Annotated in this window: 14 protein-coding genes and 1 pseudogene; 5 read left to right on the forward strand and 10 right to left on the reverse strand. The window is 64.1% G+C overall.

Annotated elements, in window-relative coordinates; all coding sequences use genetic code 11:
• Positions 1-262: 262 nt before the first annotated feature.
• Positions 263-1411 (forward strand): annotated as a pseudogene (locus tag BJ991_RS17875) (DDE-type integrase/transposase/recombinase); the annotation flags it as partial.
• Positions 1412-1710: 299 nt separating this feature from the next.
• Here BJ991_RS17875 and BJ991_RS17880 read toward each other — a convergent pair.
• Genes BJ991_RS17880 through BJ991_RS17895 form a run of 4 tightly spaced genes read right to left on the reverse strand, consistent with a single transcriptional unit; the run spans position 1711 to position 3052 of the window.
• Positions 1711-1986: a metal-sensitive transcriptional regulator gene (locus BJ991_RS17880; RefSeq protein WP_179492254.1), complete on the reverse strand. Its 276-nt coding sequence runs from the start codon at positions 1984-1986 to the stop codon at positions 1711-1713.
• 37 nt (positions 1987-2023) lie between these two features.
• Positions 2024-2302 carry a YgaP-like transmembrane domain gene (locus tag BJ991_RS17885; RefSeq protein ID WP_179492255.1) on the reverse strand — a complete coding sequence of 93 codons (279 nt, stop codon included), beginning with the start codon at positions 2300-2302 and terminating at the stop codon, positions 2024-2026.
• Entirely contained in the window at positions 2299-2667 is a 369-nt protein-coding gene (locus tag BJ991_RS17890; RefSeq protein ID WP_179492256.1) for a thioredoxin family protein, read from the reverse strand. The genes BJ991_RS17885 and BJ991_RS17890 overlap by 4 nt, the downstream gene beginning before the upstream one ends.
• A gap of 28 nt (positions 2668-2695) precedes the next feature.
• Positions 2696-3052 carry a hypothetical protein gene (locus BJ991_RS17895; protein ID WP_179492257.1) on the reverse strand — a complete coding sequence of 119 codons (357 nt, stop codon included), beginning with the start codon at positions 3050-3052 and terminating at the stop codon, positions 2696-2698.
• Positions 3053-3487: 435 nt separating this feature from the next.
• Here BJ991_RS17895 and BJ991_RS17900 point away from each other — a divergent pair, with 435 nt between their 5' ends.
• Genes BJ991_RS17900 through lgt form a run of 3 tightly spaced genes read left to right on the forward strand, consistent with a single transcriptional unit; the run spans position 3488 to position 6713 of the window.
• Entirely contained in the window at positions 3488-4912 is a 1425-nt protein-coding gene (locus BJ991_RS17900; protein ID WP_179492258.1) for an MBL fold metallo-hydrolase, read from the forward strand.
• Positions 4913-4932: 20 nt separating this feature from the next.
• Complete coding sequence (locus tag BJ991_RS17905; RefSeq protein WP_179492965.1) at positions 4933-5724, forward strand: sulfite exporter TauE/SafE family protein; 792 nt, start codon at positions 4933-4935, stop codon at positions 5722-5724.
• A 47-nt stretch (positions 5725-5771) separates the two neighbouring features.
• Positions 5772-6713 carry a prolipoprotein diacylglyceryl transferase gene (gene lgt, locus BJ991_RS17910; RefSeq protein ID WP_179492259.1) on the forward strand — a complete coding sequence of 314 codons (942 nt, stop codon included), beginning with the start codon at positions 5772-5774 and terminating at the stop codon, positions 6711-6713.
• A gap of 40 nt (positions 6714-6753) precedes the next feature.
• On the opposite strand, the gene BJ991_RS17915 is transcribed toward lgt, so the two are convergent.
• On the reverse strand, positions 6754-7314 hold the full coding sequence (locus BJ991_RS17915; protein WP_179492260.1) for a DUF4395 domain-containing protein: 561 nt from the start codon (positions 7312-7314) through the stop codon (positions 6754-6756).
• 183 nt (positions 7315-7497) lie between these two features.
• Between BJ991_RS17915 and BJ991_RS17920 the strand changes: the two genes are divergently transcribed.
• A complete protein-coding gene (locus BJ991_RS17920) occupies positions 7498-7869 on the forward strand; it encodes a rhodanese-like domain-containing protein (protein WP_218852978.1) in 372 nt (123 codons plus the stop codon).
• A gap of 48 nt (positions 7870-7917) precedes the next feature.
• Here the strand turns inward: BJ991_RS17920 and BJ991_RS17925 are convergent, their stop codons facing one another.
• From BJ991_RS17925 to BJ991_RS17945, 5 genes are all read right to left on the reverse strand, one after another.
• Positions 7918-8175, reverse strand: coding sequence for a DsrE family protein (locus BJ991_RS17925; protein WP_179492261.1), 258 nt, complete (start codon positions 8173-8175; stop codon positions 7918-7920).
• 484 nt (positions 8176-8659) lie between these two features.
• Positions 8660-9049, reverse strand: coding sequence for a DUF6984 family protein (locus BJ991_RS18940; RefSeq protein WP_425487539.1), 390 nt, complete (start codon positions 9047-9049; stop codon positions 8660-8662).
• Positions 9012-10649: an RHS repeat-associated core domain-containing protein gene (locus BJ991_RS17935; protein WP_179492263.1), complete on the reverse strand. Its 1638-nt coding sequence runs from the start codon at positions 10647-10649 to the stop codon at positions 9012-9014. Before BJ991_RS17935 ends, BJ991_RS18940 begins: the two co-directional genes overlap by 38 nt.
• Positions 10650-10672: 23 nt before the next feature.
• A protein-coding gene (locus tag BJ991_RS17940; protein ID WP_179492264.1) for an IS3 family transposase occupies positions 10673-11925 on the reverse strand; the annotation gives its coding sequence in 2 pieces (ribosomal slippage) (positions 10673-11637 and positions 11637-11925; 1254 coding nt in all).
• A 313-nt stretch (positions 11926-12238) separates the two neighbouring features.
• Entirely contained in the window at positions 12239-16627 is a 4389-nt protein-coding gene (locus BJ991_RS17945) for a CBM96 family carbohydrate-binding protein (protein ID WP_179492265.1), read from the reverse strand.
• Positions 16628-16697 lie beyond the last annotated feature (70 nt).

Genomic DNA, 16697 nt, shown 5'->3' on the forward strand with positions numbered 1-16697 from the left:
ACGATCCTCGTCAGCGCCGCGTCCCGTACCCGTTTTTCGCGTTTCTTACGCACGCGCCCGGTCCCCGACATTTCCGAAGGCCCCGACTCCCGCGGAATCACGCGGGTATCGGGGCCCGGATTCTGGCGGTGACGGTGGGATTTGAACCCGAAGAGGCTCGGTCGCTATCGCTGTCATCTCTCAGGACATCGGTGACGAATCTGTATCAGGACATCGGTGACAGTTCCGGCTTCGTTGGTGGTGACACTTCTCGGCTCTATCTGTGAGGGATGAGTCGTCACGTGTTGAGCCTGTTGATCCTCGCGTCCGTCTCGCGATCACCCAGTGGCCGCCTGACGCGCCGCGCGGGGCGGTGACGACGTTCTGTGTCGAGCACGAGATCTCGCGGAAGACGTTCTACGCGATCCGCAAGCGGGCCCTGGAGGAAGGGCAGGCGGCGGCGCTGGAGCCGCGTTCGCGTCGCCCGACGCGCAGTTGCCGACGACTATTGCCGACGAGGTGAAGCGGCAGGCGATCGGGGTGCGGGCCGCGCTGGAGTCGTCCGGCCTGGATCACGGGCCGATCAGCGTGCACGACAAGATGCGGGCTCTCGGGATGAGCCCGGTGCCGTCGATCGCGGCGTTGGCGCGGATCTTCCGGGAGGCCGGCGTTGCCCGGGCCGAGCCGCGGAAGAAGCCACGTGCCGCGTATCGGCGGTTGGTGTATCCGGCGCCGAACGCGTGCTGGCAGCTGGACGCGACCGAGTACGTCCTCGCTGGCGGCCGCAAGTGCGTGATCTTCCAGCTCATCGACGACCACTCCGCTACGCGGTCGCCTCCCATGCGGCGACCGGGAGACCGCGAGGGACGCGATCCGTGTGGTGCGCAAGGCGATCAAGGCGCACGGTGTCCCGCAGCGGCTGCTCTCCGACAACGGCGTGGCGCTGAACCCGACTCGTCGCGGTTACCTGGGGCAGCTGGTCGCCTACGTGACCCGGCTGGGCGTGGAGCCGATCACCGGGAAGCCGAACAAGCCGACCACGCAGGGCAAGAACGAGCGGTTCCATCTCCATCAGACCCTGTTCCGCTGGCTGGACAAGCAGCCCATCGCCCGCAATCTGCGGGAGCTGCAGGCGCAGATCGACCGGTTCGACCACATCTACAACACCGAACGCGGACATCAGGCGCTACCCGGCCGGATCACCCCGACGGCCGCGTGGGAGGCGACGCCGAAAGCCGACCCTCCCCGCCCCAGACCGGTGCCGCGGAAGCCGCACGAACCGGCACCACCCTCGCCGTCGCCGAACGGCCGGGTACGCGACGGCATCCGGATCGTCACGGTCCACCCGAACGGCTCGATCAAAGCCCGCGGCGTCGTCTTCAACGTCAGCTACCCGCTCCGCGGGCAAGACGTGTTCGTGATCTTCGATCCCGCCGGCCTCATGGTATTCGAGACCGCGGCACCCTACTCATCGAGCACGCCTGGCCCCCGCCCGGCGTGAAGTACGTCGGCAACGGCAAGCCCCGTGGGCCCCGAGGAAGAGAACTGTCACCCAAGTCCTGAGACACGAACTGTCACCGATGTGGATGACGTTCAGATCTTCTCAAATCCCCCTCATGTCCGGAGCCGGCAGCAACCGACACTGGAGGACGCCGGCGTGGGTGGTCACCGGCTCCGTTGCTCGGTCTCCTGCGAGCACAAGGGCGCGGCGAGCGGGCGGGCGTGGTCCGGTCAGGCGAGCATCATGAAGAGCTTCTCGAGCTCCTCCGTCGTGAGGCCGTCTCTGGCTTCTGCGGCGGCGGGGTCGGTGACGCAGTCTTTCATCGCCGTGGAGACGATAGCGAAGCCAGCGCGGTCGAGCGCTGACGAAACCGCTGAAAGCTGGGTGACCACGTCACGGCAGGATCTTCCCTCTTCCACCGCGGTGATCACCGCCTCCAGCTGGCCGCGCGCCCGACGGAGGCGGTTGACGATTCGGCGCTGCGCGTCGGCATCGGTTGTGCTCATGTTCTCTCCTCTGATCAGCCTCGGACGGATACCGGGCTCACTCCACGCCTATGGGGGTGGGGGCCTCCGGATACCCGAAGGCCTCTTCAGGCACTGGCTCATTGCGGCGGCGCACAAGATCGGACGTGCACCGTCCGCTGATGGCAGTGACGGCAATCACCGTGGCGGCAAGACCGGCGGGAACGGCGATCCACCATTGGTCGGCAAAGCTGATCGCGAATGCGGCGACGACAAGCGCAACGACCCCGCGGAGGACCCGTTCCGCTCGCGTGCGGCTGGCCGAAGCGCAGGAATTCAGCGGATCCGCGCCTGTCATCGACCGCCTCCCTGCTCGGCGATCTTCGTGCGGACGTCATCCATGTCCAAACCCTTCACCGCAGCGATGACCTGCTCGAGGGCGGGAGCGGGCAGCGCCCCGGGCTGGGAGAAGACGAGTATCCCCTCACGGAATGCCATGAGCGTCGGTATCGAGGTGATCTGGAATCCAGCAGCCAGTTCGCGTTCTGCCTCCGTGTCCACCTTCCCGAAGATCACGTCCTCGTTCTGCTGGGACGCCGTCTCGTACACCGGAGCGAAACCCCGACAAGGGCCGCACCATGCCGCCCAAAAGTCGATGAGGACGATGTCGTTGCCTGCGATAGTCGGCGCCAGCGTTTCTTTGGTGATGTCGATGGTGGCCATGCTTACATCATATACCCCCGGGGGTTTCCTAGGGGTTATGATCCAGATTTCCCCACCATGGCTCGGCGGCGAGCCGCGAGTGAAACTCCGCGAGCGCGTCTACACCGCCGCTGGCGTAGGCGAGCCAGTCGCTGCCCGCATCGCGCGCATGCAGCCCAGACAGTCGCTCGCGCCACGTGGCTGACAGCTGCGCAACTGCAGCGGGCGTCGCGCCCTGCAACTTCAGCTCGCGCAGTGCGACCCATCGACCCTCGGCGTACTTCACACCGGGGACGGGCACGCCCGATTTGGTGAAGCTGCACACGGAGGCGCCGCCCGCTGCGCGCTCGATCACACTCACCGCATCGGCGGTCATCTCCTCCAGCACGGAGATCGCGTCGATCATCGCTCGCCCGCTCTCTCGACTCGGCGAGTAACTTCCACATCCACGAGTTCCACCCTCCGCCGCCACTGCGCGTTTGACAATCGATATACCCCCTAGGGTATCGTTTGGAGCCACCGAACGAATACCCCCTGGCGTATTTCACGCCTCAAGGGTCAACGAGGAGCACACATGTGTAGAGCTGTCACCTGCCGAACCTGCAAGAAGACCACGTGGGCTGGATGCGGCCAGCACGTCGCAATGGTGAAGAAGACGGTGCCGACGGCCCAGTGGTGCAACGGGAAGCACACGCAAGCGGAGATCGATGAAGCTCGGGCTGAGCGCGGAGGCTTCTTCTCCCGCTTGTTCGGGCACTGACACTCCCCCGGCTCCGGGGACTCCTGAACCACTGAACGTTTCCGCATTTCACGAACGTCGCATCCTAGGAAGGGATTGATCATGCTGCTTGAGCGCATCTATGACGAAGACCTCGCGCAGGCGAGCTACTTCATCGGCTGCCAGGCGAAGGGGGAGGCTGTCGTCGTCGACCCTCGTCGTGACCTCGACGCGTACCTAGCTCTCGCGTCAAAGCACGGCATGAGGATCGTCGCCGTCACCGAGACGCACATCCATGCGGATTACCTCTCGGGCACTCGCGAGCTCGCCGCGAAGACCGGCGCACAGATGTACGTCTCCGATGAGGGTGGGCCCGATTGGACGTACTCCGCCCTCTTCGATGACGCCGTGCGCATGAAGCACGGCCAGAAGATCCCCCTCGGCAACATCGTGCTGGAGGCCGTGCACACGCCCGGGCACACGCCGGAGCACATGTCGTTCCTCATCACCGACGGGGCACAGTCCAGCGAGCCCGGCTTCATGCTGACCGGCGACTTCGTGTTCGTCGGCGACGTCGGTCGCCCCGACCTGCTCGACGAAGCGGCGGGTTACACCGACACACGCTTCCAGGGGGCGAAAGATCTGTTCGCAAGTCTGCGAGACCGATTCCTCACCCTGCCCGATTATGTGCAGGTCCTCCCTGCCCACGGCTCAGGCTCAGCGTGCGGCAAGGCTCTCGGCGCCATCGCCGCGTCAACCGTCGGCTACGAGCGCAACTTCTCCTGGTGGGGCAACTACCTGAAAGAGAATGACGAACAGGGTTTCATCGATGAGCTGCTCAGCGGGCAACCGGATGCACACGCGTACTTCGGTCGGATGAAGCAGCAGAACAAGGCCGGACCGGCAATCATCGGCGATGCACCCGAGCTTGTCGAGTACAGCCCGGACGACCTTGCGGAGGCGCTTCAGAAGGACAGCGTGATCTTCGTAGACACTCGCCACAACAGCCAGGTGCACGAGGGGACGATCGCTCGTTCCCTCAACATTCCGGGAGTCGCGAAGGCAGCCAGCTATGGAGCATGGGTCATCGACCCCGACAACGAGCCCAGGCCCCTCGTTCTCCTCGCGGAATCGCGAGCGATGGCGGAAGAGATCCGCGACCATCTCGTGCGCGTCGGCATCGACACCGCGCACGGATTCATCACAACCCTCGCGAACCTCGAGCTGGTCACTCCGCGGCTGATGCAGCCGGAGGAACTCGACGCGCACGCCCAGGTCATGCTTCTCGACGTGCGCAACAAGACCGAGTACGCGGAAGGGCATCTCCCCGGCGCCGTGCACCTGTCCGGCGGACGGGTGATGTGGCATCTGGATCAACTGCCCGCGCCCGAGTCAGGCACGATCGTCACCTACTGTCAGAGCGGCGTCCGCAACAGCGTTGCCGCGAGCGCACTGCGCCGCGCCGGGTACGACATCGCCGAGCTCGATGGCAGCTACGCCGCGTGGGCTTCGCGGGCGGGCAACACTCCGGTGCGCTACGCCGCGTAAACGCCGACCGAGCAGCCCGCATGGAACCCCAGCTGATCCTCGTCGCGCTCGTGCTTGCCGCGCTGGTCGGGGTGTCCCTCGGGCTGCTCGGCGGCGGCGGATCGATCCTCACCGTTCCTGCCCTCACCTATGCACTCGGAATGCCACCGCGTGAAGCGATAGCCGCATCGCTGTTCGTCGTGGGTGTCACAAGCGCCGTCGGCATGATCGGGCATGCCCGCGCCGGACGGGTGCGCTGGAAAATGGGGGTGCTGTTCGGCATTGCCGGCATGGCGGGCGCCTTCGCCGGCGGTATCCTGGGCGGATTCATCCCCGGCGCGGTGCTCATGATCCTCTTCGCGATCATGATGATCCTCACGGCGATCGCGATGATCCGGGGCAGAAAGAGTCAGGACCCGACCACCCCTGGGCTCGAACCCAAGCCCGCAGTCGCGCGAATCGCGCTCGACGGCTTCGGCGTCGGTGCCGCGACAGGCCTCGTCGGTGCGGGAGGAGGCTTCCTTGTCGTGCCCGCCCTCAATCTGCTCGGCGGGCTCCCGATGGCCATAGCGGTCGGAACCTCCCTGCTCGTCATCGCGATGAAGTCATTCGCAGGGTTCGGTGGCTACCTCTTCTCGGTGCAACTGGACTGGCCGATCGTGCTCGCGTTCACCGGAACGGCGATCGCCGGATCCTTCCTGGGCGTCGCGCTGGCCGGCCGGATACCCGAACGCGCACTCCGCCAGGGGTTCGGGATCTTTGTGCTCCTCATGGGAGCATTCGTGCTGATCCAAGAGGTGCCCCCGATGCTCGCGTCCCTATCGCTCACGTGAGGCGACCGCGCGACTGTGACAACCTCTGACGCTAGAGTGGCCTGCTCATGCTCTCCCTCATGATTCCCAGCCCCGACCCGTCGTGGGCGAGCTTCCAACTCGGCCCGTTTACGATCCACTCCTATGCACTGTGCATCCTCGCCGGGATCGTTGCAGCTGTTCTCATCACAGATGCTCGCCTGCGCCGAAGAGGTGTCGCGGCGTGGGTGGTCCTGGATATCGCGCTCTGGGCGGTCCCACTTGGAATCGTGTTCGCACGCTTCTACCACGTGTTCACGCACGTTGGCGATTACTTCTACGCAGGCGCGAACCTGTGGAACGCTTTCGCCATCTGGGATGGAGGCAATGCGATCTATGGGGCGCTCATAGGCGGTGCATTGGGGGCTTACATCGGATCGCGGCGAGCAGGACTACGATTCTGGGCGTTCGCGGATGCGTTGGCTCCGGCCCTTCTCGTCGCGCAGGCGATCGGACGCCTCGGGAACTGGTTCAATCAGGAGCTCTTCGGAGTCCCCACGACTCTTCCCTGGGGTTTGTCCATCTCGACCACGGCACCGATGTTCCCCGACGGGCTACCCGAGGGAACACTGTTTCATCCACTGTTCCTCTACGAAATGATCTGGAACCTGTGCGGGGCGGCGGTGATCGTTCTCCTCGAACGCCGCTTCGGGTTGGGGTGGGGGCGCACCCTCGCGGTGTACCTGATCTGGTACGGACTCGGTCGTAGCGCCCTAGAGGCGATCCGGATCGATCCGACCAGCGACGCCCCACTCGGAATCCCAGCGAACATCTGGGCTTCGTTCGCGGTCGTCGCGGTGGGCGTACTCATCCTCGTCATCCAGTCCCTGCGGCATCACGAGCCTGAACCCTCGCCCTACCTCCCCGGGCGCGACCCGTCGCAAAGCCACGACAGCCCCGAGAGGACTGCTCCTGCACGGGCGCCCCGGACGCGCGCGGGGACTCCAGCTAACGCGCCAAAGCTGCCGTGAACGATCACGAGGCTGAGTGAGGATCGAGCGGCGAGCGACGTCAATCACGCAGGATCGAGTGCTGCTCGCCACGCGCCGGCGGTGTGTACGTGCAGGTGTCGCCTGCGCACAACTGAGGGCTGCGGCGGCTGAAGCGCTGGGCGGCCATGCACCCGACGCAGATGCCGAACGACGCCTCGAGGTAGATGAGGAACAGGCACGCCCCGCAGATGACCTGGGCGATGATCGCGGGCAGTCCGAACCAGCCCAGACTGAGGCAACCGACCAACGACATTCCCAGCCCCAAGCGCCAGGCGAGCAGCTTCGAGCGCGCTTCAACCCATTCGGGCCGTTGGCGGCGCGTGATCAGGGTGCCGAGGATGAGGGTCGGAGTGAACGCCGTGCCGACGAACAGTCGGAGCATCATCTCGAGTGCGAACACGATGCCGAAGACGCGCATCGGCTGAAGATCTCCGGTGATCACGCCCCACAGCCACGCCGTGAAACCGCCGAGGAAGAGGATTCCCGCGGATGCCCGCACCGCGCGCTCGTTCACGACGGGAACCTCAATCCCCTCAACCCACTGGCCGACGACAAGTTGATCCTGATCCGAACTCTTCATGATCGGATAATACCCCCCAGGGTATCTGATATGATCAGAACCTCACCAACAGAAAGGTCCGAGACATGTGCGCTCGAGTGACATGTGACCAGTGCGGCAAGGCGACGTGGGACGGCTGCGGCCAGCACATCGAAGAGGCGTTGTACGGCGTTCCGGCCGACGAGCGCTGCCCGGGACACCCCCATGCTGCGGCGTAGCCTGCGCGGCGCGGCCCTCGTCGCGGCGATCGCGCTGCCTCTCACTGTCACCGGCTGCGCCTCGGCGCCCGCGTCGTCAATCGCGATCGGCGAAGACACGGTCGTCGTCGATGTGCGAACGGCAGGCGAGTACGCGGGCGGTCACCTGGAAACTGCGATCAACATCGACCTGCGGTCCCCAGAGTTCGACTCCGCGATCTCCGAACTGGACACCGACGTCGACTACGTCGTCTACTGCCAGTCCGGCAACCGATCGGCGCAGGCGGTCGCGGCAATGCAGGCCGCGGGGCTCGACGTGCACGATGCGGGCGGCATCTCCGACGCCGCGCGGTCCACAGGCCTCCCCATCGTCCGCTGAGGACGGGGCAGCGAGTCCCGCTGACTCATGGGCCGCGTTGAGGTGAGCTCAGATGCGGACGTATGCGGCGCCGGCCCACTGTCGTTCAGCAAGATGGACTATGGCTGACGGCACCACGCCCACTCCGTCGGCCAACTGGTCGCTGCGCACGTCGTGACGCTTCATGCTGTTGCTGCAGCCCACGACCTCGATGCGCCGCTCGAGCGCCGTGAGAACCTCGTCGTCGAGACCTGCACCCCTGGCCAGTCCGGTGACGGCCGCGCCCTGAACGACGACGCGAACGCGGGCTTCAGCCAGTCCCTTCACTGCGTAATGGGCGGAGAAGGAAGCCGCGACTCGATGTCAGCCCGCGAAAGAAGAAAACCCCTGCTCAGCAGGGGTTTTCATGGCGGTGACGGTGGGATTTGAACCCTTCTCTTCGCCCATCGCCCGTGTGGGCTTGAATCTCCTCGCCTTGACTCGCCGCGGTTCGACGAGACTCAGAGCGCAATCCGGAAGCGCTCAGCGTTGCTCGCATCTTCTCAAATGCCCCTCAAGCCGGGCGTCAGCAGTGCCGCGTGTGCGGCTGGCGCAGGATCGCCCGGTGCCCATGGGTTCGTCTCGTGGCGTGTTCGTATTCCGCGACGTACACCGCATTGACCGGCGATGTGCGCAACCCGAGCCTGCGGCTTTGTAGCCCTACCTCACCTCCGCAATCGGTGACGTCGTCGCGTTCACGCGGGGCTGCAGGAAGCTGAACCACGTCACCAGGAGTGCTACCAACGCGGATACGCCTCGTACGACGGCTATGTCACACCCATGGCTCCACCGCAAGCTGCGTTGCGTCGACTGGAGCAATCAACACACCGCCTGAGTCTTCGCGGTAGACCTCGAGTTCGTTAAGCATTCCTTCGATCACATGGATTAGCACGTGGACCACGACACCATCTGCGTCGGCGTAGGTCGCTTCGACGGGAATGCGCCGAGCCACTGACACCGGAGTGGCATCGACAGGGTGCAGGCGCAGGCTTCCGTCCCGATCGATGGGCTCGACGAGCAGCATCCTCAGTTGCTGACTCAGAGCCTCGGCGCCATCGAAGTCGAGTGTGAGCAATCGCTGGAGTAGCTGCTTCTCCGAGGCTGAAGGCGGACGGAGACCTTCGTCATGGCACATAGTAGGTCCCGACGTTGATCGTGCCATCCGGCAGCGTGTACGCCCGATATTCGATCGTGGTCCCCCTGATCTGGATGCGCCCCCAGAACGAGCCCGTCTCTGGCGTCGCCTGAGATGCGGCCGTCTTCACCCGCTGCAGGATAGTCGACTCGACCTCCTCAACGCTCAGCCCAGTGCCTTCCAGGTGTCGCGCTCCGTGACCGAACGTGATCTTGGGAGCGTCGACGGCGATATCCGCCACCTCGTCCGCCGACGTTGCGGCGGCGCTTTCGTTCTTCCAGATTTCGGCTCTACTGTCGCTCATCGCGTGGCTGGCCAGCCCGGCACCGCCGGCTGCGACCGCAGCGCCGCCCGTGGCGATAAGACCGACCGACGCGGCGACCGCTGCGACACCAGCAGGGCACCCCACACCGGTCACGCAGACAGCGCCACCCCCGGCAGCCCCCGCGCCCCCCGCGAGGATGAATAGGGCGCCGGCGATCAATTCGACCACTAAGTCGGGATGTTGGAGCATCGCATTTCCCAAGGACGCGATCCCGTTTACAGCGCTTGCGAGGATCTGTTGCTCGGCGGCGTGAGTGGGTGATGGCGTCCACGGCGTGAGTACCTGCGGTGCATTCTGTTTGTGCACCTTCACGGGCGGCGCGATCACACCAGCGGTAGCTGGGAGTGGCTTGGCGTACCGGCCGTCGTCGACGCGGTGCCACATTCGCCCGGTCGGGTCGGCCCAGGTGAACGGGTTGTTCCCCGCATAGACGTACGCGTTGAACTGTGCCGGCACGCCCGGGTTCAGTTCGGGGTCGACGCTGATGAACACGCCCGCGGTGGGGTCGTAGAACCTCTCACCGAGCAGCACGAGTCCGGTCGGGTCGGCGGGGGCGCCGAGGAACCCGCGCCCGGCGACGGTGCCGTCCTGCCCGGCACGGGCAGCGCCGAACGGTTCTGCCCGCAGCCGGTCCACCGCGGCGGTGGGGTCGGTGGCGGGGACGGTTGCGATCGGGGTGCCGTGCGCGTCGGTGACCACGGATGCGACCCCGGAGAGGCCGACGCCGGTGCGGACCGCGACGGTGGTGCCCGCCAACGTGTACCACCGGGACGCGGTGACCGTGGTGTCAGTGGCGTGGACCTCCTGCCCGCCCGGGAGGAACACGGTCGCCCCGGTCTCGTCGATCCGGACCAGCCGGTTCCCGGACGCGTCGAACACGTTCACCGTGTCCCCGCCTGAACCGGTGATGCCGACCAGTTCCCCTTCCGCGTCCCAAGTCCCTTCCGCATGCCAGATCGGGCCTGTGTCGCCGCCTGTGGTGCGGGATATCTGGTTCCCGGCGGCGTCCCACCCGAACCCGGTGGTGACCGAGACCCCGCCGGTGGTCTCGGTCATCTCGGTCAGCTGGTGCGGGCCCGCCCCGTCGGCGCCGTGGACATACTCGGTGGTGGTGACCGTGGAGCCGGCGTGGTCGGTGCGGCTGGTGCGGTTGCCGAGCTCGTCGTACGTGTACGCGGTCCAGTACGGGGCCACCCCGCCGACACCCAAGGTCCCCGGGGTGCCGTCACAGTCTTCGGTCGCGGACGTCCACGCTTCCTGCAGGCGGCGTAGCCCGTCATATGCGATGACTCGCCCCGGCATGTCCGGAGAGTTGTTTGCTGGTGTCAGCCGGCTCTCTCGACCGGTTCGATGCGAGCGTAGTCGAGCTGCTCGACCTCGAGCGGTGTGAGGTCGTCGATCGAGCCGTGGGTGCGTTCGGTGTTGAACCACAGCACCCAGGACGCGGTCGCCGCCTCGACTTGATCGACGTCCCGCCATGGGCCCTCGTGGTGGATGAGCTCGGACTTGTAGAGCCCGATCTGCGACTCCGCGAGCGAGTTGTCGTACGCGTCGCCGACAGACCCGACCGACGCGTCGATGCCTTCATCGATGAGACGGTCGGTGAAGGCGATTGACGTGTAGACGCTGCCCGCGTCGGTGTGGTGCGTGAGCCCGGCGAACCCGGCGACGCCTTCGCGTCGGCGGGTCCACAGCGCCATGTCGAGGCAGTCGAGAACGAGCGGGGTAGTCATCGAGGTGGCGGCGCGCCAGCCGAGGATGCGGCGGGAGTGCGCGTCGAACACGAACGCGACGTACACCCATCCGGACCACGTCCAGACGTAGGTGAAGTCGGCGACCCAGAGCTGGTTCGTGCGGAGCCGGGCGAAGTGCCGATCGACGAGGTCCGCGGGCCTGGTCTCACGCAGTTCGCGATCGACGGGTCGCTTGCGGCGTCCACGAGTAACGCCAGCGATGCCCAGGTCTCGCATGAGCCGCTCGACGGTGCAACGGGCGATGTCATGCCCATCGCGCCGCAACCTCAGCCAGAGCTTGCGGGCGCCGAGCACCTTCCGCTGCTTCTGCCACGTCGCGAGGATGATCGGCTTCCACCGCTCGTCCGACACCTCCCGCGCCGAGGGGCCACGGTCTCTCGCGTCGTAGTAGGTCGATGGGGCGATCTTCACGCCGTGCTGGGTGAGCACGTCGCAGATCGACTCGACACCCCACCGCAGACCACCATCACGGCGGTCCTTGTGCTCCTCGATGAACGCGACTATCGCTTCTGTGGCCGGTCGAGCTCGGCCGCGAAGAAGGCCGAAGCCGCCTTCAAGATCTCGTTCGCGCGACGCAGCTCGGCGTTCTCGCGCTTGAGCCGCTTGATCTCCTCCGCCGCTTCGGTCGTGACACCGGGCCGGTCGCCGGCGTCGATCTGGTTCCGGCGGATCCAGGTGCGGATCGTCTCCGGCGACCCGATGCCGAGCATCTGCGCGACCGCGATCATCGCGGCGTACTCGCTCGGATAGTCGGGCCGCACCTCGGCGACCATACGGACGGCGCGCTCACGAAGCTCGCGCGAATACTTGCTGGGACGTCCCATGAGACAGATCCTTCCAAGGAATCATGTCTCCGGACATGCCGGGGCGAGTCGATCCATGCATGCTTCGATATGACCGGCACGGGTGCGAGCGCATCAAACGCGTCATACGCTGAATGCCAGGTCGCTCGTTCGAGCTGCCAGCCGTCCCGAATCGAATCAGTTGCCATTGCGCGAGCACCTCGGCGGACGCCTCGAAGAGGCCGACTTCCTGTCGTCGTCACACCGGCGATGTCAGATGGAAGTTTCATGGCACAATCCTCAGCACGAAGCTGCCTAGCGGAGCGTTCGCGCCTTGCTCAACGAATGCCGGTGGTCAGTTGATGACGAGCTCGGGTCGGTAGAGGGTGTTTGGATTCTCCTTGGACGCGTAATTGACGTATCCCGCCGCACCCTGGTTGGTGGGGGACAGAAGTTGGATCGAGAGGAGCGAGTCGTTGGCGACCGCGATCCGTACCTGCTCGGTGACATCCAGCTCCACCGGTGTCCCGGCAGTGGGCACCGTCCACGAACCGACCATCGTCACGCCGGCCGGTTGGCTCCTCCAAGTGAGTATCGATTCGCTCCAGTTGGGGTCGCTCACGGAGTACGCCTGGTTGGAGAGGCCGGCCGCACCAGTGCTTGTCGGAACGAGTCTGAGCGTGGCACTGGTGACACCTCCGGTGACGCCAGCGAGGTCGAACTTCACGAAAGCTCGGCGACTGTAGCCTGTGCCATCGTTCTTGACATACAGTTGCTGGTCAGCGCCGTAATTGGTATCCGCGTATGTTCCGTCGCGGACGAACGCGTCAGCAGTCGCCCCTACGGATACATGCGGATTGCTCGGATTCACGACGAGCACCGGACGGTAGGCGGCCGTCGAGTTCTCCCTGCTCCCATAGCTCGCCGAGGCGTTCGAACCTTGATTCGTAGGCGACGAAACAAGGACCGAGATCATGTTGTCCCCACCGACTCCCAGGGCTTCCTGGGCCTCAGCTGTGACATCAAACGTCACCGGAGCGCCGGGTTCTGGCACAGTCCAACTCGCGATCGCCGTTGCGCTCGCCGCGGGCTGGTTGTTCCAGGTGAGGGCGGTTTCGTTCCAGGTATTGTCGAGCACAAGGTTCGCCTGATTGGTGATTCCCGTCATTCCGACGGTCGTCGGAACCAATTGAACCTGAGCGCTGGTGATCGCCCCGGTGATCGACGAGAGATCGAACCGGACGAATGACCTGCGGCTGAAGCCGACCCCATCATTCTTTACGGTCATCGTCTTCGACGTTCCGAAGTTCGTTTCGGCGCTGGCACCGTCCTGAATGTGCGCATCAGCGGCCGCCCCCAATGTCACAGACGGGTGCTGCATTCTGTTCGGTACTGCGCCTTGTTCGTTGGAGATCACGCTTTCTCCTGCGGCGCTGGACGCCACCACGGCGAAGTAGTAGGGCGTCCCGTTGGTCAGCCCGGTGACTGTGTGTCTGTTCGGGGAGCTCACGCTCTCGGCTGGGACGGTGGTTGTGTAGGTTCCGGGTAAAGTGCCGTACTTGACTTGGTATCCTGTCGCGTCATTCACATTCGCCCAGTTCAGCGTGACCGTGCCGTCGCCGAACGAGGGCGTGTCGAGGACGGGCGCATCAGGTACGGTGGGTGATCCCAGATCGAATGACGCTTTCAATGCCTTGCCGTGAGTTCCGCTGACGTTTACGGTCATCTGGATCGTGGGGCTGAACTGGGTGACGGCAATGCCGGGATCCAATGAGACGATGCCACCGGGTGCGCTCCGGTTCACTTCTACATGAACGACACCGGTATTCTGCTGCGTCGGGTCGGATATCGAGAGATCAAGAACACCGTTCGCTTCACGTGTCATGACGGAAGCCTTCCTGTCGACCGTCAGGTAGTCCTGGCCCGCGACCTGCACCGTCTTCGTCGCATCCTGCCAGAAGTTCACGCCGACGGCGTTCAACGTGTTCTCTCGGACCGCCTGCGCGGAAGTGGAGTTCTCCAGGATGTCAACCTCGGGATTTGCGGCATATTGCTGCACTTCCGTGCTGCTCCTGCCGGGCAGGACGACATAGCCATAGTTCGCATTGGTTGGGTTTGTGCCGTGATCGATCCACATCGTGGCGAAGTTGCTCGTCGAGTATTCGCGATAGTTGTTGAACGTCAGTGTCGGGTGGTACTGGCTGTTGACGGAATCCCGTGACGAGTAAGTGACCGTACTGCCCGGATCAACTGGTGACGACGCGTGAATGCGGAAGGCCACGTCGCTCTGATGACTGGCGAGCGCATTTTCAAGGGCATCGGTGACGTCGATCTGAATCGGTGTGTTCACCTGTGAGCTGTTGACATTCCACTGCACGATCGGATCAAGCGCCGTGGATGGTGGCTTGTTGTCCCAAACCAGGGTGCTCTCAGACCAGGACGTGTCGGAGACCAGCTCGATCGTGTGGGTGATCGTGTTGGACGTGGAACCGACGGTGTTCGGGTAGAGCGTGATCACTGCCGAGTCGAATGTCACATCGCTCGGCACCTTGCCGGACAGGTTGAACTTCAGATACGTCTCACGCGTATACCCGCCACCGTCGTTCTTCACGACGAGGGTCGGATCGATTCCATGGTTCGGGTCGTTCTCGCGGGCATAGACGTCGTCTGCCGGTTTGATCGTGTACACCGTTGGGAGCGCCAGATTAATGTCGGCCAGGCTCCCTCTGCGCGCCTCCCGCGTTGCCTGGATTGTGGTCGCCGTCGGGAGGTAGTAGCCCACACTGGAGCTGCTGCCGCTCGTGGATCCTGCGACGTGGAACCAATTGGCGCCCGCGATCGTCTCTGTCGTGCCGAGCGTGGTCGGGAAAGCCGTGCCGTCGAACGTGATGGTGTTCGAGCCGTCCGCGTTGAGCTTGCGATTGTGGATGATCGTCTCGACACGGCGGAGCGCGCCGTCCCATCCGTTCCCTGTCTGGCCCGAGTTCGTGATGCCACCGCCGAGATCGACGACTTCGTCATCGAACATGAACCAGGACTTCTTCGCCGTAAGGTTTGATGGCGTAGCGACCGTCTTGCCGTCCAGGCTCAGATCTCCCGAGGCCAGGTAATCCATACCTGTAACCCCGTAGACGCCGTCGAGATCGGTGCCGCCCACCCAACTGTTCGGGCTGACGTAGTTCTTCCAGCTGACCGTGTTCGTGCGCGCCTGAGTGTCGATCGTCGTGCCCGGCATTCGATACGGGTTGACCGTCTCCCAGAAGCGGAATCCTTGCCAACGCGCATCCGCATCGTAGAGATAGGTCATGCCGTCGCCGGTATACCAGCCATGAACATTGTTGAGGTTGCCCGACTCGTAGTTGCCAGTCCGGTTCGACGACATGCTGAGCCCGTAGCCGTACCCCGGACGAAGGTGAACGGCGCGATCCATGGCTGGGAACTGCTTGTACTTGATCAATTCACCGCGCGGCGAAACGGACGGGTCATCGATGATCTGCTTGAACTGGAAGTACGTGAAGAGGGGAGCTCCCGCCAAGATCTTGTTGTCCGCATCTTTGCTCAGCCAGTATTTGACCATGCCGTTGTAGTAGGCCTCAGGATCGGACGGATACCCGCTGCCCAATCCGGCTCCAGTCGATGGGGCGGAGAGCATGAGCATTCCCAGTGCATGGATGATGCCGGCAGCAGTCACAGGAGGCTGCGCATTCGGGTTGCCCAACACTCCGAACGAATTGTTGCGGGCGAACGTCATGTCCATGATGTTCGTGTCGTAGATGAATGGCTCGACCGAGTCCGTGATCCACCTGTAAGCATTGACCTTGTTGGGGTCCGTTATAGCCCACGTGGACCCGTCCAGTATGTAGAGCAGTACACCCACGTCGTACAGGAGGCGCACGCCATAACCACCGATGTATGAGAACCAGGTGTGTTGGATGAATGACCCGTCCTCGTAGAAGCCGTCCCGTGCCGATGATCCGACCTGAGTCGCAGGGTCGACGTAGGCGAGTACCGGGCCGATGCTGTCACGCGCGGAGGCGAGCTTCGTTCCATCCTCGACAAGGATTCCTCGGAAGGCCACCACAAGAGCCTGATCGATCAGGTTGGTACCCGTCATGATCGGTGACCCCGCAAGCGTTCTTGCCTGCGGAGTTGGAGTGAAGCGCTCCACCGCGCCCATGTAGTTGGCAATCTGTGCAGGAGTCAGATCGTCGTACATGAGCGTGACGATCTTCGTCAGTACCTGCGGCGTCCCGATCTGGTAGTCGTACCAGCCACCGCCCGGGATATCGTTGGCCGGATTCGTGCCGTAGTAGTTGTCAAAGAGCCAATCCAGCGCGGCGACCACGTCATTCAAGAGAGTCGTGTTCCCGAAGTACTGCGATCCTGGCGTGTAGTACACCGTGATCATCGGATAGAGCCGGCTGTATGACGCGGTCATGTTGCGCGACAGCGTCGCCCCATCTGAGGCCGAGAACGGTTGATCCAACCACAGATAGGTTCGATTCGCCGCGTCTCTGTTCATCGAATCCCACCACCCGGATCCGTTGTTGCAGGGTGATGCACAGGACGAAACCGCACGGTCCATCGCAGTGATCTTGTTCAGCAGATCCGAATCGGTGATCGGTGTCGTGTATTCATCCGCGCCCAGCAATAGATTCTGCAGCTTCGCCCGCAACTCGTCGTACTCGTCCACTGCGCTGGCCGGAGCCGTGGCGGTCGCGGAGATGGCCCCCACAAGCAGCACGATGCAAATGCACCGGGCGATCACTGATCGAATGCGTCGTCTTACGCTCGACATTGTTTCTACTACCAAT

It is taken from the genome of Microbacterium immunditiarum (assembly GCF_013409785.1).
Taxonomy (GTDB): domain Bacteria; phylum Actinomycetota; class Actinomycetes; order Actinomycetales; family Microbacteriaceae; genus Microbacterium; species Microbacterium immunditiarum.

Coding starts and splice junctions, on each gene's coding strand:
- lgt (WP_179492259.1), top strand. CDS start 5,772: ATGCTCTCCCTCATGATTCCCAGCCCCGACCCGTCGTGGGCGAGCTTC.
- BJ991_RS17920 (WP_218852978.1), top strand. CDS start 7,498: ATGCTGCGGCGTAGCCTGCGCGGCGCGGCCCTCGTCGCGGCGATCGCG.
- BJ991_RS17905 (WP_179492965.1), top strand. CDS start 4,933: ATGGAACCCCAGCTGATCCTCGTCGCGCTCGTGCTTGCCGCGCTGGTC.
- BJ991_RS17915 (WP_179492260.1), bottom strand. CDS start 7,314: ATGAAGAGTTCGGATCAGGATCAACTTGTCGTCGGCCAGTGGGTTGAG.
- BJ991_RS17880 (WP_179492254.1), bottom strand. CDS start 1,986: ATGAGCACAACCGATGCCGACGCGCAGCGCCGAATCGTCAACCGCCTC.
- BJ991_RS17895 (WP_179492257.1), bottom strand. CDS start 3,052: ATGATCGACGCGATCTCCGTGCTGGAGGAGATGACCGCCGATGCGGTG.
- BJ991_RS17900 (WP_179492258.1), top strand. CDS start 3,488: ATGCTGCTTGAGCGCATCTATGACGAAGACCTCGCGCAGGCGAGCTAC.
- BJ991_RS17890 (WP_179492256.1), bottom strand. CDS start 2,667: ATGGCCACCATCGACATCACCAAAGAAACGCTGGCGCCGACTATCGCA.
- BJ991_RS17885 (WP_179492255.1), bottom strand. CDS start 2,302: ATGACAGGCGCGGATCCGCTGAATTCCTGCGCTTCGGCCAGCCGCACG.
- BJ991_RS18940 (WP_425487539.1), bottom strand. CDS start 9,049: ATGGCACGATCAACGTCGGGACCTACTATGTGCCATGACGAAGGTCTC.
- BJ991_RS17935 (WP_179492263.1), bottom strand. CDS start 10,649: ATGCCGGGGCGAGTCATCGCATATGACGGGCTACGCCGCCTGCAGGAA.